The 15,354-nt window shown below is 34.2% G+C and carries 13 protein-coding genes; 4 read left to right on the top strand and 9 right to left on the bottom strand.

The genetic code is table 11. The annotated features are described in order from the left end of the window. Positions 1-17 precede the first annotated feature (17 nt). The 6 genes from RM51_RS12875 to RM51_RS12850 all read right to left on the bottom strand — a co-directional run bounded on the left by RM51_RS12875 (position 18) and on the right by RM51_RS12850 (position 5,750). A complete protein-coding gene (locus tag RM51_RS12875; protein ID WP_039370123.1) occupies positions 18-842 on the bottom strand; it encodes a class I SAM-dependent methyltransferase in 825 nt (274 codons plus the stop codon). 2 nt (positions 843-844) lie between these two features. Next, positions 845-2,485 carry a glucose-6-phosphate isomerase gene (gene pgi / locus RM51_RS12870; RefSeq protein ID WP_039370120.1) on the bottom strand — a complete coding sequence of 547 codons (1,641 nt, stop codon included), beginning with the start codon at positions 2,483-2,485 and terminating at the stop codon, positions 845-847. Between the two features lie 190 nt (positions 2,486-2,675). Next, positions 2,676-3,284, bottom strand: a complete 609-nt coding sequence (locus tag RM51_RS12865; protein WP_039370118.1) for a hypothetical protein — start codon at positions 3,282-3,284, stop codon at positions 2,676-2,678. Beyond that, the gene (locus RM51_RS12860; RefSeq protein ID WP_039370116.1) at positions 3,274-3,783 is read right to left on the bottom strand and encodes an RNA polymerase sigma factor; all 510 of its coding nucleotides are present in this window, start codon (positions 3,781-3,783) and stop codon (positions 3,274-3,276) included. The genes RM51_RS12865 and RM51_RS12860 overlap by 11 nt, the downstream gene beginning before the upstream one ends. A 19-nt stretch (positions 3,784-3,802) precedes the next feature. Next, positions 3,803-4,678, bottom strand: coding sequence for a TraB/GumN family protein (locus RM51_RS12855; RefSeq protein ID WP_052248502.1), 876 nt, complete (start codon positions 4,676-4,678; stop codon positions 3,803-3,805). A 157-nt stretch (positions 4,679-4,835) separates the two neighbouring features. Continuing rightward, the gene (locus RM51_RS12850) at positions 4,836-5,750 is read right to left on the bottom strand and encodes a DUF4349 domain-containing protein (protein WP_039370114.1); all 915 of its coding nucleotides are present in this window, start codon (positions 5,748-5,750) and stop codon (positions 4,836-4,838) included. A 206-nt stretch (positions 5,751-5,956) separates the two neighbouring features. Here RM51_RS12850 and RM51_RS12845 point away from each other — a divergent pair, with 206 nt between their 5' ends. Beyond that, positions 5,957-7,315: an acyl-CoA dehydrogenase family protein gene (locus tag RM51_RS12845; protein WP_039370111.1), complete on the top strand. Its 1,359-nt coding sequence runs from the start codon at positions 5,957-5,959 to the stop codon at positions 7,313-7,315. A 64-nt stretch (positions 7,316-7,379) separates the two neighbouring features. Here the strand turns inward: RM51_RS12845 and RM51_RS12840 are convergent, their stop codons facing one another. After that, positions 7,380-7,757 (bottom strand): DoxX family protein, encoded by a 378-nt coding sequence (locus RM51_RS12840; protein ID WP_039370108.1) that lies wholly within the window; start codon positions 7,755-7,757, stop codon positions 7,380-7,382. 151 nt (positions 7,758-7,908) lie between these two features. On the opposite strand from RM51_RS12840, the gene RM51_RS12835 reads away from it, so the two are divergent. Continuing rightward, positions 7,909-8,151 (top strand): bacteriocin-like protein, encoded by a 243-nt coding sequence (locus RM51_RS12835; RefSeq protein WP_039370105.1) that lies wholly within the window; start codon positions 7,909-7,911, stop codon positions 8,149-8,151. A 66-nt stretch (positions 8,152-8,217) separates the two neighbouring features. Here the strand turns inward: RM51_RS12835 and RM51_RS12830 are convergent, their stop codons facing one another. Both RM51_RS12830 and lon read right to left on the bottom strand, forming a co-directional pair. Continuing rightward, positions 8,218-9,330 carry an AI-2E family transporter gene (locus RM51_RS12830; protein ID WP_039370102.1) on the bottom strand — a complete coding sequence of 371 codons (1,113 nt, stop codon included), beginning with the start codon at positions 9,328-9,330 and terminating at the stop codon, positions 8,218-8,220. 130 nt (positions 9,331-9,460) lie between these two features. Then, positions 9,461-11,866 carry an endopeptidase La gene (lon, locus tag RM51_RS12825; protein ID WP_039370099.1) on the bottom strand — a complete coding sequence of 802 codons (2,406 nt, stop codon included), beginning with the start codon at positions 11,864-11,866 and terminating at the stop codon, positions 9,461-9,463. A 259-nt stretch (positions 11,867-12,125) separates the two neighbouring features. Between lon and RM51_RS12820 the strand changes: the two genes are divergently transcribed. Continuing rightward, complete coding sequence (locus tag RM51_RS12820) at positions 12,126-14,267, top strand: peptidylprolyl isomerase (protein WP_039370095.1); 2,142 nt, start codon at positions 12,126-12,128, stop codon at positions 14,265-14,267. A 127-nt stretch (positions 14,268-14,394) separates the two neighbouring features. Next, positions 14,395-15,345 (top strand): MlaD family protein, encoded by a 951-nt coding sequence (locus tag RM51_RS12815; protein ID WP_039370092.1) that lies wholly within the window; start codon positions 14,395-14,397, stop codon positions 15,343-15,345. Positions 15,346-15,354: the final 9 nt, after the last annotated feature.

The following is a 15,354-nucleotide window of genomic DNA, read 5'->3' as shown; positions in this document are numbered from 1 at the left end:
ACTTTTATTACTTTTTATTAGATTTTTTTGAATACTACGATATCTTGAAATTCATCTGCTTCTTGCTTTTCCACATCATTTCTCCAATATCCTTCTTTTATTTTGGTAACTTCTAAACCAGCATCTTTAGCCATTTTATTCAATAAGGGAATACTGATGGCAATATTTGCGGCTGTTACTTTATCGTTCATTAATTTATACCCATCATATATATGAGGAAAAAGCATTGTTCCTTCTTCCTTTTTAGAATCATCATAAAGGAAAAATGTTGCTAAGCATCGTCCTTCATTTTTCAAAACTCTGCTTATTTCATTTAAATATCTTCTGATTTCCACAACTTGCATGTGTGTAAAGACAGAGAATAAAAATGTTTTATCAAATGTATTGTCTTTGTAAGGAAATGTAAAATCTTCTGCTTTTTGGCTAAAAGTATTGTACAAATCATTATAAATCGGGGTAAATTTGAATTTAAAGTGAGGGTGTTTCTTATTGATGTTTTTATTACACCAGATAATGCCTTTTTCAACAGCATCAAAACCATCATAAGAACCTTCTTTAATTACATCTGTTAATGCAACTGCAGTTCTTCCGATTCCACATCCGACATCAAGGATTTGGTCAGTGCTTTTAAGATCAATATATTTTAGTAAAACTTTTGTCTGGCGGATACCATGAGGAATGAAATCGCTGCTGCCAACATAAATATCTCCTTTTTTAGGCTCCTTTTTAGATCTTTTTCCGGTAATTCCTTCATAAAAATCAATAGGAAAAAAATATATTTTTCTTCCCAAAAGTCTTAAGCTTGGAGGTAGTTTATAATAATATGATCTTAATGCTGACATTATTATTTGTTTGATTTATAATAATTAATCAACCCATTTGTTGAACCGTCATGAGAGCTAATCGTCTCATTGTTTTCAAGTTCCGGTAAGATTTTGTTTGCTAAAACTTTTCCTAATTCTACTCCAAACTGATCGAAGCTGAAAATATTCCAGATAACGCCCTGAACGAAAATTTTGTGCTCATATAAAGCAATTAACTGTCCTAATGAAAAAGGAGTTAATTCTTTGAATAATATAGAGTTAGTCGGAGTGTTTCCTTGGAAGATTTTATAATTGATTAAGAAGTCAATTTCTTCTTCAGATTTTCCTGAATTTTTTAATTCTTCTTCAACTTCTTCTTCTGTTTTTCCGAAGGCAAGTGCTTCAGTCTGAGCGAAAAAGTTAGCTAATAATTTATCTTGGTGATCTGAAACTTTGTTTGGACTTTTTGCATAAGCAATAAAATCAGCAGGAATTAATTCAGTTCCCTGGTGAATCAATTGATAGAAAGCATGCTGTCCGTTTGTTCCTGGTTCTCCCCAAATAATTGGTCCGGTTTCATATTCTACAAATTCACCGTTTCTGTCCACATATTTTCCGTTGCTTTCCATATCTCCCTGTTGAAGATAAGCTGCAAATCTGTCTAAATATTGAGAATAAGGAAGGATCGCATAACTTGTTGCTGCATAAAAATTACGGTACCAAATTCCTAAAAGTCCCATTAAAACAGGAACGTTTTCAGAGAATTCCGCAGTCTGGAAATGCTGATCCGTATCGAAAGCTCCTTTTAATAATTGTTCGAAGTTTTCATAACCCACTGCAAGAACAATACTTAATCCGATTGCACTCCAAAGTGAGTATCTTCCACCAACCCAATCCCAGAACTCGAAAATGTTCTCTTCTGCAATTCCGAAGTCTTTAACTGCTTGAACATTAGTTGATAAAGCTACAAAGTGTTTAGCTACATCTTCCTGTTTTCCAGCTTGTAAGAACCAGTCTTTTGCTGAATTAGCGTTCGTCATTGTCTCCTGAGTCGTAAAGGTTTTAGAAGCAATGATGAATAAAGTGGTTTCTGGGTTTAAGTTCTTTACAACTTCTGCGATATGATTTCCGTCCACATTAGAAACAAAGTGAACGTTTAATCTTGTTTTAAAATGTTTTAAAGCCGAAACCACCATTACAGGTCCCAAATCTGAACCTCCGATTCCGATATTCACGACATCTGTAATTTCTTTTCCGCTGAAACCTTTATGAGTTCCTGAAATAATGCTTTCAGAAAAAGATTTCATATGATCTAAGACTCTTTTAATTTGCGGCTTGATGTTTTCTCCGTCTACCAAAATTTCTTTACCGGAAAAATCTCTTAAAGCTGTATGAAGAACTGCTCTTCCTTCAGTTTCATTGATTTTATCTCCAGAAAACATTTTAGAAATGGCATCCTTTAATTGACATTCTTCGGCAAGATTCAATAAAAGTTCTTTGGTTCTTGCATCGATAAGGTTTTTTGAATAATCGAAAAGAAAGTTCTCTCTTTGTAAAGAAAACTCTTCAAAACGATTGGAGTTTTCATGAAAAAGATTTCTTAAATCCAAATCATTGTCCCCGAAATGTTCATCCAGTGCTTTCCAGCTTTCTGTGTATAAAGGATTTATTTTTGCTAGCATATATTAAGAAATTAAGGTTTTAAGGCTTTGGATTTAGGATTGTTGAATACCAAATCCTCATGCAAAATTATTGATTTGCAAATTTACGGAAAAATAAAACCTCAAGTAAGTTTGAGACAGATAAATAATAGTTTTTTAATAAAAAAGCCTCAAATGGTTAATTTGAAGCTAATTTTAGAATGAAATAATATTATTCTTCTTCCATATCATTTAAAATGTTTTCCAGTTTTTTGGCATCACGCCCATATAAATATTTGGTCCAGAGAATAATGCTGGTTACAACCGCTAAAGTTCCTATTAATACGATTAAAATGAGAGTAAATATATGAGAGTTGGTAAGGTCTGAGAATGATTTTCCGGTTTGCACCAACGTGTTATAAATAAACAAACCTATGGTGATTAAAAAGTGAGGTAAAAGAAGAAAACCAAAAGACTGGTAACGTTCCATATTGAGTTTTAATTCATGGTAAATCTTCCATAGACTGTTTTTCGTATTTCCCGTATAAAGTTCGGTTTGTTTGTAGAATTTATAAAATCCAAAAAGATAGTAGGAAGAGATCACGACCAACATAGCATATGAGGTGTAATAGATAATATATTGTGAAGACGGAAACTTAAATTGTTGAGGAAATAAGCCGATGAGGATAATCGCAATAACCTGCATGATAAATTCCTTTTTCATATTTTTTTGAATCTTTTCAATCGGATGTTTGCTTTCTTTGAGCTGATCTATTGTATTGGGAATATTGATATCAGTATTTTCTTTATCCCATTCTGATTTTAATTTATCAAAATTCATAACCTGATTTTTTTATGATGTGTTGTATTTTATCTTTTGTTCTGTTCAGTTTTACACGAGCATTGCCTTCGCTGAGTCCCATATTGTTTCCGATTTCTTTATGAGAAAGTCCCTCCATGAAATAGAAGATAATTGCTTTCTCAAGAGGTTTCAATTCCTGAACGGCTTTATAGAAAACCTCAAGCTGTTTATCTTTAGAAGGATTGTATTCCTCGTTTTGAAATTCAAAATGATGGGGAGTATCGGTGTGATGGTTGGCTCTTTGTTTTTCTTTTTTTAGAAAAGTAATGGCGGTATTGATAGCTACACGGTACATCCATGTAGAAAACTCGCTATTTCCTTTAAAGGTTTGGTACGATTTCCATAGCTGGATCATGATTTCCTGTTGAAGATCTTCCCGGTCTTCTATGGAATCTGCATAAATACGGGAGGCTTTATACAAAATCCCTTTATGCTCGTTGATCAATCGTAAAAAAGTAGCTTCTGTTGAATTGCTCACGATGTTGTCATGATTTAGATTATAGGCTGCTTATTGGTTTTACAGTATATCCTTTTGATCTCAATAACTTAATGATTCCGTTTTCTCCCATAAGATGTGCGCCTCCCACTGCAAAAAGTGAACTTTCTTTTTTCATCATTTCAGGCATTTTTTCTGCCCAGTTTTTATTTCTGTCGGTAAGCATGGCTTTTTCCTGTTTGCTGTTCATAAATTTATCATTTTTAAAAAGATTATAAACAGTGTGTACATCTTCTTTTTTGAATGCATTTACCATTCCCTGAAGAAGCACTTCGTATTCTTTCCCCATTTTTAATTGCTGAATAACTTCTTTTAAATCATAAGCATTGTTAATTGAAGTCAGCTGATCTTCCACTTTTTCAAGTCCTCCAATGTTTTTTTTACTTTTAAGAGCGGTTTGTAAAAGTTCTATTTCATATGATTTTATCTCAGTTTGCGGACATGGAACGGCTTTCATTGAAATAAGTGCGTACAATGCTTGTGAAGATGAACTGTCCATATTTTTAAGATTGGTTCCGTAATCGGCAAGGACTTTATCAAGTTCATTGGCTTCATTAGGACTTAATTGATCAGATAATTTTTTATCAGATTTAAACATTCCCTGCAAAGCGGTCATTTCCTTTGGATCCATATAATTGATTTCCATCACAAAGCTGTCAGATTTTTCAAGAGCTTTTAATACCTTAGGTTTCATTTCAAAATCTTTGCTGCACATAATGTGGCAGGTTCCGGTAATATAAGACGGCTTTGAAAGTCCGTTTCCTGTCACTTCCCAAAGAATACTGTTTTCATTATCTGCATTTTTATTTTGTGCAGAGATATTAATTGATGTAATAGTCATTAATGCAGCGACTCCAAGTTTTACTAAATTTTTCATACTGTTATTTTTTTTTATTGATTTTCTATTCTTTTAAACAGTAGGTAAAGGAGAGTTTACAATCGTTACAGTTTTTTTGAAAAAAAATAAAAACCTCCGGAATTCCGAAGGTCAGTAAAATTAAAATATGTAGATAATCATAAAGATTAGGAAAGCTTTACTTTGAAATGTTTTGCTGGATCTTTCTTGCTGATTTTCTTTTTATATAAAGAAATAAACCAATAGCTCCGATTAATAGGATAGGCCAGATAACAATGAGTCCGACAATAATTCTTTGAATTAAATAATAACCTTCCACAAAAGCAGATTTTACACTGTAGATGAAATCAAATTTATACCTGTCATCGATGCTTTGAGTATTTGTGATTGCAATTTCAGCAATTCTTATTTTGGGTTCTTTAATGTAAATGTCAACGGTACTGTATTTTAAATTATCAGTTACATCCATATTGGCAAACTGTTGCTGGTTGCTTTCAGACATATTTTCATCGTCCAGTTGTACTTTGTCTTTATTGGTTTTTAGCTGAGATATATTTTCACTTGTCTTTTTTATTCTCTTTCCTTCAAGTTCTGCATATTTTATGTTTGAAGTGACATCCTCTGCATTGATTGACCTTGAATTCAGAAATAATTTTTTATCATTGATCAGCGCTAAAAACTCTCCTAATTTGACAGTTGGAATTCTCGCCTGCATGCTGTTTTCCGATTGATATTTTTTTACTAGCATAGCTTCTTCGTTGGACGTATTGTAGGTGTCTTCTGAGATGACATTGCTTTTTAAATTGCTGTGAGTAACGAATCCCCCAAGTTCCTGAACAGATTTTTCAATAGAAATTGTAGCATCATAAACGTCTTTTACTTCCATGTTTACATCCGCTGTTTTAATGAATTGTTTGTCTTTTACATTCATGGTGGCTACAGAAGAAATACTGTCCGAAGAGATCACGGCGGTTGAATCTGTTGTCGCTGAAGCTTCTCCATATCCTTCAGCAGTAGCTTCCTGTTTTTTACATGAATAAATTCCCAATAAAAGCGCCGTAGCGATTGATAATCTGATGTAAGTAGTTTTCATAACGTTGATTTTTAATGTTTTGCTTACCTCAAAGTTCTAACCGAATCATTTGTAAAAATTGAAAATCAAGCGTAAAAATTTTGTAAAGAGAAAATCTGTTTTAAAATGTTAAAATTCAGTGTTTTGTAAAATAACTTTGATGGAAGGTCTTTGTTTTCGGAGTAATTTTTGCTTAACTTTTACAAATCAAATACACAATCATTACTATGTCAAATACTTTTTCCAAAATCAGAAACGCGATTGAGTTATTCAGATCCATAGACTTTGATCAGTTGAGTGCTATTTCTAAAAAAGTAGATCTTCCAAAACTGATGCAAAGTTTCTCCAAACTCGATGATAAACAGCTTGGAGGCTTAATGAAAATGCTAGATCCGAATAAGAAAAAGAAAGAGCTTCCGCCCATAGACGGAGATTTCTACGATATTTATCATACGTTGAGCCCTGAACAGCGGGAAGTTCAGCTTAAAGTAAGAACTTTCATGGAAAAAGAAGTAAAACCTTTGGTAAATCATTACTGGTTGCGTGATGAATTTCCATTTGAACTGATTCCAAAATTCCAGAAATTAGATATCTGTGGAGTTACGTATGAAGGATACGGCTGTCCGGGAATGCCTTTTTTAATGGAAGGAGTTTTGGCAATGGAAATGGCGCGAGTTGATGCTTCAATTGCGACATTCTTTGGCGTGCAGTCAGGATTATCAATGGGTTCTATTTATATCTGTGGTTCAGAAGAGCAGAAACAGAAATGGCTTCCTCAAATGCAGAAATTTGAAAAAATCGGAGCATTTGGTTTAACAGAGCCGGAGGTAGGTTCCGGAGCGGCAGGAGGCTTGACGGTAACATGTAAAAAAACTCCTGAAGGCTGGATTCTGAATGGTCAGAAAAAATGGATCGGAAATGCAACATTTGCAGATATTATTATCATTTGGGCGAGAGATTTAGATGATGGAGAGGTAAAAGGTTTTATTGTTGAAAAAGATAATCCCGGTTATTCTGTTGAGAAAATTAAAGGGAAAATGGCGTTAAGAATCGTTCAGAACGGATTAATTACATTGAAAGATTGTTTAGTAACAGAAGAAAATAGATTACAGAATGCCAATTCATTTAAAGACACAGCAAAAGTTTTGCAAATGACGAGAGCAGGGGTTGCCTGGATGGCGACGGGTTGTGCAAGAGGAGCTTATGAAAGTGCTTTAGACTATACAAGAAAAAGAGAACAATTTGGAAAACCTATCGCTTCTTTTCAGATGATTCAGGGGCATTTGGTAGAAATGTTGTCAAATCTTACCGCAATGCAGACCATGGTTTTCAGACTTTCAGAAATGCAGGATGAAGGGATTTTGAAAGATGAACATGCTTCTTTAGCTAAAGTTTTCTGTACATTAAGAACCAGAGATATTGTTTCCAGAGCCCGTGAAGTGATGGGCGGAAACGGAATTTTACTTGAATATGATGTCGCAAGATTTGTTGCCGATGCAGAAGCAATTTATTCTTATGAAGGAACGAAAGAGATTAATTCCTTGATTGTAGGAAGATCCATTACAGGTTTCAGTGCATTTGTATGATCAAAAAGTGAAGGGTCAATTTACTTGCGTAGCAAAATTCATTATTGACCCTTCACTTTTTTAATCAGCTTACCAAAGCTTTATATTTTTCTTTATTATCAATAATCATCCAAAGATTAATTAAAAATAGAATTCCACCGATGGACATTCCCATTGGTGATTTATCTATAGTGAAAACATGCAGTACGATTCCTACCATTACAGGTAAAATAACAATTGCGCCTAAGGCTCTTGTCTTTGGGGAGATGAATAATAATCCACCAATAACTTCAACGATCCCGACTAATGGCATCAACCAATGAATTTCTCCAAACGCAGCAAAAAGTTTCATCTGTTCAGGAGTTGGTTTTTCCATGGGCATGTAATTGAAGAATTTGTTTAATCCTGCATTAATGAACATTAACCCGAAAAGAAGGCATAGAATGAATTTTATTATTTTCATAGGTTTATTTTTTATTAAAGTTAAATAAAATTCTAATTCATTGATAAAAGAGTAAATAACTTTAAAAATATCTTCTATTTTATGAAATAATAATCCGCATATCTTTTGATTTTATATATTTGTTTTACCAGACAAATTAAAACAAAATATTATGTTGAAAAATCTTAAAAAATTAAATCGGACAGATTTAAAAGAAGTTCTAGGAGGAGGTTCCGGATTATGTGATATCGGACCTGTAGGTTGCCCATGTAAAATTCCGCCAGGAGATCCGTGTTTAGGAGGTCCTGGAGGTCCACCAACAGGACCCGAATATGGGTATTGTCCAGACGTAGGAACTTATATTCTTTGTACAGAAACATGTCCGAACGGATTACAGCCACTTTGCGCATTGTAAAAAAGTAAAGCCTTCAATTTGAAGGCTTTACTTATATCTTTAACTTTTGTTTGGAAGTGGTTATGATTAATCCTTTTCTTCCAGAGTAATATTCTTCGAAATTTTATACTTCTTTTTCTTTTTATGGGGTTTGTGTTCCTCTCCGAGTAGATTTCCCCAAGGTTGAAGTCCATCAACTCTTTCAAAAATTATTTTTATAATAGCAATGGCAGGAATACATAGGAACATTCCGGCGATTCCCCATAGATGTTCTCCGATAATGATTCCTAAAAATGAAAAAAGAGCATTGATCTTTACTTTTGAACCCACAACAAACGGTAGAACAATATTCCCATCAATAATATGAACCGCAATATAACCAATCGTAACATAGATACACGTGGAAGGGGTTCCGGTTGCAAAAGCGATAAAACAGGAAATGACTAGCGAAAGACAAATTCCCAGATAAGGAATTACATTCAGTAATCCCGTAAGAACAGCAAGAAGGATGGCGTATTTCACCCCTAAAACTGTAAGAACAATTGAAGTAAGAATTGATACAATGAATACCTGAAGACAAAGACCAATAATATATTTCTTTGTCATTATTCTCACCTGTGTTACGACTTCCTGTACGCTTGTTTTATGTTTTTCGTTAAAAACCGCTACGATAAAATTGTTTAAAGTCCTTCTGTAATTCAGGATGAAAATGAAAAATAAGATGAAGAATAAAATAAAAGCAAATCCTGTCGAGAATACTCCCAAAGTAAATCCTAAAATCAATCCTGAAGAAGAAAGGAGCTTGTTTAATCCCTGATCAATATAATCAAGCTGATCATTAATTTTTATGTTGAAAGTTCTCGAAACCCAATGTTGAAGATTGTCAAATACACTGATAAACTGATCTCTTAGATGAGGAATGTCTTTGCTGAAAGTAGATAACTGCGATCCGAAGAAATAAATCATACCACTTAAAAAAATCAACATGATGAGCACCGATGTCATTGTTGAAACCGATCTTGGAAATCTTAGCCTTCTTTCTAAAAAAGTAGCAAATGGTAAAAACAGCATCGCCATTAAAAATGCTAAAAAGAATGGAGCTAAAATGCTCTGTCCGAGTGCTAAAATATAAACGATTCCGATAAGGGAAACGATAACGAGGGTAAGTTTAACAAGAAATGGAAGCCTGAGAAAATTCATAAATTCAAAATCTGCAGCATAAAGTTAAGAAAACACTTTGAATAATGAGTGTTTTGTGTATAAATCAAAAACACGTCTCAGAAATCTGAAACGTGTTTTCTTTATATTGAGAATGTTAATATGTTGCGAATTATTTTTCGATAGCAATATCGATTACCTCTTCCATTCTGTTGACGTAGTGAACTTTAAGGTTCTTTAAATAATCTTTTTTGATTTCTTCTACATCCTTTCTGTTGGCTTCACAAAGAATTACCTCTTTAATTCCTGCTCTGGTGGCAGCAAGAAGTTTTTCTTTAATTCCTCCAACCGGAAGTACTTTTCCTCTTAAAGTAATTTCTCCCGTCATTGCAAGATGAGGTTTTACCTTTTTATTTTTAAATGATGAAACCATTGAAGTTAACATAGCAATACCCGCAGAAGGTCCGTCTTTTGGAGTTGCTCCTTCCGGAACGTGAACGTGAATATTATGTTTTTCAATGTCCTCCTGAGAAATTCCTAATTCATCATGCTTTGCTTTAATATATTCAAGGGCAATCGTTGCAGATTCTTTCATGACCGTTCCAAGGTTTCCTGTCATGGATAAAGCTCCTTTTCCATTGCTTAAAATGCTTTCAATGAATAAGATATCTCCGCCAACGCTTGTCCAGGCTAAACCTGTTACGACTCCCGGAACTCCGGTGATTTCCGATAAACTTTTCAGTCTTGGAACCCCTAAAATCTCGTCAACTTTTTCAACAGAAATTTTAGTATCATATTCTTTATCTAATGCAGTTTGTAAAGCTACCCAACGAGCAATAGAAGCAATTCTTTTCTCTAAAGATCGTACACCGCTTTCTGATGTGTGAGCTTCAATAATATGTTTTAATTCAGCATTCCCCAGTTTAAATGATTTTGAATCCAAACCATTTTCATCCTGCTGCTTTTTAATTAAATGTCTCTTTGCAATTTCAATCTTTTCTTCCAAAGTGTATCCTGCAATCTGGATGATTTCAGTTCTGTCTAACAATGGAGTTTGAATGGTAGATAATGAGTTTGCCGTTGCAATGAACATCACTTTAGACAAATCATAACCCATTTCTAAGAAATTATCATAGAAAGATTTATTTTGTTCAGGATCAAGAACTTCTAAAAGTGCAGAACTTGGATCCCCATGTAAGCCTTGTCCGATTTTATCCATCTCATCCAAAACAATTACTGGATTGGAAGTTCCGGATTTTTTAATCGATTGAAGGATTCTTCCCGCCATTGCTCCAATATACGTTTTTCTATGTCCACGGATTTCGCTCTCATCGTGAAGTCCTCCCAAAGAAAGTCTCACATATTTTCTTCCCAATGCATCTGCAATAGATTTTCCTAATGAAGTTTTACCAACTCCAGGAGGGCCAACCAATAATAGAATAGGGGATTTCATGTTGTTTTTCAGTTTTAAAACAGCCATGTGTTCTAAAATTCTTTTTTTGATATCCTCTAATCCGAAGTGAGCTTTATCTAGAATTTTCTCTGCTTTGGCAATATCAAAAACGTCTTTTGTATACGTTTCCCAAGGAAGATCTGTAAAGAAATCCAAATAATTTCTCTGAACATTATAATCCGGTGAATTAGGGTTCTGACGTTGTAATCTGCTGATTTCCTTTTGGAAATGCTCTTCAACTTCCGTGCTCCATGTTTTCTTTCTTGCTTTGGCGATCAGATCTTCAACATCACTTTCTGGCCCACCTCCAAGTTCTTCCTGGATGGTTCTAATCTGCTGATTTAGAAAATATTCTCTTTGTTGTTTGTCAAGATCCTTTGATGTTTTCTGATGAATTTGATTTCTTAGTTCAAGCTTTCTGAAATCTTCATGCATCATTTCATAGCATTTGTTCGCTCTTTCCATCATGTTTTTCTCTTCAAGCAGTTTTTGCTTTTCAACAGATGAAAAATTAGCGTTGGTGCAGATGAAATTTAATAAATCATCATTATTATTGATGTTCTTTATAGCAAAATTTGCTGCATTCGGAATGTTTGGATCTAGTTCTATGATTTTCAATGCCAGATCTTTAACGTTTTCCAACAATGCTTCATATTCTTCCTTGTTCTTAGGCTTAGAATCTTTTAATTTTGAAATTTCAGCTTTGAAATAAGGCTGTGCTTCAATCATTTTTTTGATCTTAAACCTGTGGAATCCTTTCGTAATTGCTGTAATATTACCCTCCGGAAGCTTGATGATTTTAATGATTTTTGCTAAAGTACCGGTATGATAAAGGTCTTTTTCAGTCGGTGATTCAAGCTCTGAGTTTTTCTGACTTACGATACCAATAAAATCTCCGTTTTTTTGTGCTTCTTCAAGAAGCTGTATAGAGGTTTTTCTTCCTGCTGTAATAGGAATTACCACATTAGGAAACATTACCATGTTTCTTACGGGAAGTATAGGGAATATTTTTTGTTCCGAATTTTTCTCTGTCTCTGAGAGGTCAGAAAGATTGATCTCTTCAGCTACAATATCAAATCCGTCACTGATCATTTCTTCTAAGCTCATATCTTCAAATTCTGTCATAATTATGTTGAATGACAAATTGTCATTTCCATGTTAAATCGTTAAAGGAATATTCTATAATATACTTTGAAAATACATATTATAGGATGTTGCTGTAAAATGCACAATACTTATGCCATTTGTTTTTTATGAAAAAATGCGGTCAAAATTTCCTTTTTTATAAAATTTTCATTTTAAAAATTAAAAAAAGAACTTAGATTTCTGTAATTTCTTAAAAATGTGTATTTTCGCAAACTGATAAAAAACTATAATATATAAAATGGCAATTTTAGGACAGATTAGGAGTAGACCTTGGCTTTTGATGGGAGTAATTGCATTGGCGCTTTTGGCGTTCTTGGTAAACCCGGACAGTATTGATAAGGTGTTTGGTAAAAATCCTGATGTTTTAGGAAAAGTAAATGGTGAAAAAATTACTCGTGAAGAGTTTAGCGACCAGCTTTTTGTATTACAGCAGCAAGCAGAGCAACAAGGTCAACCAAAAAATGGTCTTGAGGAGCAGGCTTGGCAATTGTTGGTTCAGTCAAAACTGATCAAGCAGCAATTTGAAAAATTAGGATTTGAAATGACAGAAGATTATTTCTGGAATCAACTTCAATACGATCAAATGTTTGCTCAAAATCAACAATTCTTTGATGAGAAAGGTAATTTTAAGACTCAGGAGCTTAAAAAACAGATAGAGGACATGAAAAACATGAGTCCTGAAGGCTATAATCAATGGTTGAAAACAAGAAAATCAATTGAATATAGACTAATGGCTAGACAGGTCTTCGCAAACATCTCTGCAGGAATTACTACAGGGAAAAAAGAAGCTGAAGAATTGATGAAGCAGAGAGATCAGCTTGCAGATATAGATTTTGTAAAAGTTGATTATGCAGCTTACCTTCAAAAAACTAAAATTAACGTAAGTACTGAAGATTTAGCTAACTATATTAAACAACACCCTGTGATGTTTAAAGCTGAACCTAGCAGAAATATTGGAGTTGTATATTTCCCTTCGCAGCCAAGTACAGCAGATGATGCGGCAGTGCAGAAAGAAATGACAAAACTGTTTTCAGTAGGAACTGATGCAAGTGGAGGAACTGAAAACTTCCAGAATACAAAGAATGATTCTATGTTTGTAATGGCAAATTCTGATATGCCTTTCAACGATCAATATGTAGCAGCAAACCAATTGCCACAAGCATTGCAAGGACAAATTGCTACTGCTGCTATCGGACAAACTTTTGGTCCTTATAAAGAGCAAAACGTATATGTAGCTTCTAAACTTTTAGATAAAAAAGCTTCAGACTCTACATCATCTAGTCATATTTTGATCGCTTATAAAGGAGCAGAAAGATCTACAGCAACAAGAACTAAAGAAGAAGCTAAAGCTCTTGCAGATAAAATTATGGCAGAAGTAAAAGCAGATCCTGCTAAGTTTAAAGCTAATTTGGCTCAATCTGACGAGCCGGGAGCTGCTGAAAGAGGTGGAAGCGTAGGTTGGACAACACCATCTTCTCCGTTTGCTCCAGGATATTTAAGCTTTTTAGCATCTCATAAAAAAGGAGATATCGGTTTAGCTGAAACATCTTTCGGTTATCATATTATCAGTGTGGATGATAAAAAATCTGGAGCAATGGGTTATAAAGTGGCTCATTTAGTAAAATCAGTGAAGCCATCTGATGCTACAGAAGCAGAAACAGATAAAAAAGCAAGGAGATTTATTCAGCAAGTACAAGGGAAATCTTTCAATGATTTCGTGAATATTGCTAAAAAAGGAAACTATCAATTCTCTAATCCAAAACAAGCAAAAAGATTTGATGGTCAGCTTCAAGGGTTAGGTACAGATAAAGATGGAGATATCTTAGCCTGGGCTTTCGATAAGAAAAGAGAAAAAGGAGATACTGAATTCTTTACAGTAGACGGAACAGGGGATAAAATTGTTGTTTACCTAAACGGAAAACAAGAAAAAGGTCTTGCTGATCCAGAAGCGGTAAGAGATCAGATAGAAGTTATCGTTAAAAATAAATTGGCTGCAAAACAAATTGCTGAGAAAATCGGTAAAGCTGGTAATTTAGATCAGATTGCGAAGCAATTCGGAACTACAAAACAGTCTGCTCAGGTAAACCTTTTAAGTCCTTCAGTAGCAGGAGCTATGGAACCTAAAGTAGCGGGAGCTGCATTTGGAGTAGCGAAAGGTAAAGTTTCTAACCCAATTGAAGGTGGAACTGGAGTTTATGTTTTAGTTAAAAAGAACGAAACCGTAAACAAACAACCTGGAGATCTTAAGCAGTTTACAGAGTCTATAACTCAGAGAAATGGTGGTATGTTTGGTCAGGCTTGGATGAAGAGCTTGCAAGACAATGCAGATATCGAAGATTATAGAATTGAAATCTGGAATAAAGTAGGAGCTCAACAATAAAATAAACTCCTAAATAGAAATATAAAGACGGCAATTATTGTCGTCTTTTTTTGTATTTAAAGCAGAGCAATAAACGAAAACATTAATTTAAAATGTAGTATATTTGCTCATTAGAAAAAATTAGCAAGTGAAGTTCAGTAAAGAATTAAAAGCAGGTGTCATCGCGCTTTTAGCTATCGTAGGCTTTGTCGTATTATTTCAATTTATGAAAGGCAGAAGCCTTTTTACTACCGATAATATATTTTACGCAAAATATGATAATGTAGAAGGATTAGCGCAATCTTCTCCTGTTTCTATCAATGGTTTGAAGGTAGGACAGGTCGTTAAAATCATTCCCCAAACATCAAAAACAGGACAAATTACATTCGTTGTTAAAATTACTGTTGATAATAGTTTCGAATTCTCAAAAAATTCTACATTAGAAATTTTCGAACCGGGTTTAATGTCCGGAAAAGAAATGAGAGTTAACTTGGTGTATGGTGGAGCAACGGCAAAAGACGGAGATACATTACAAGGAGCTTTCAAGCTGGGAATGATGGGAAGTCTTTCTTCTCAGGTCGGACCGGTAAAAGATCAGCTGCAAACTGTTTTATACAGAGTTGATTCTTTAATGTCAAATGCCAATAAAATTGTTGACGACCAAAACAGAGCTGAAATCAGAGCGTTATTATCAAATCTTAATAAAACAGTTGGAGCATTACAAACGACTGCAGGAAGTGTAAATAATTTGGTAGGTCACAATGATCCGAAGCTTCAAAAAGTATTGGATGATGCAAGCGTTACGATGCAAAGCGGTAAAACGACTTTGGATAAATACGGAAATCTTGCAGAAAGCATCGATACTAAAAAGTTGAATGTTACTATCGCAAATTTAGATGCTACAGTTGGGCAACTAAATCAGGTAATTGGTGGAATTGACAAAGGGCAAGGAAGTTTAGGTAAACTGATGAAAGACGAGCAGTTGTATAATAATCTGAATTCTGCTTCTACCAACCTGAATGCTTTAATAGAAGATATGAAAGCAAATCCGAAGAGATATATCAATTTCTCAGTGTTCGGAAAGAATAATAAAAACTAAAACTTAAGC

This window comes from Chryseobacterium taiwanense, from assembly GCF_000813825.1.
GTDB lineage: Bacteria > Bacteroidota > Bacteroidia > Flavobacteriales > Weeksellaceae > Chryseobacterium > Chryseobacterium taiwanense.
This window is presented reverse-complemented; position numbering and strand designations above follow the sequence as displayed.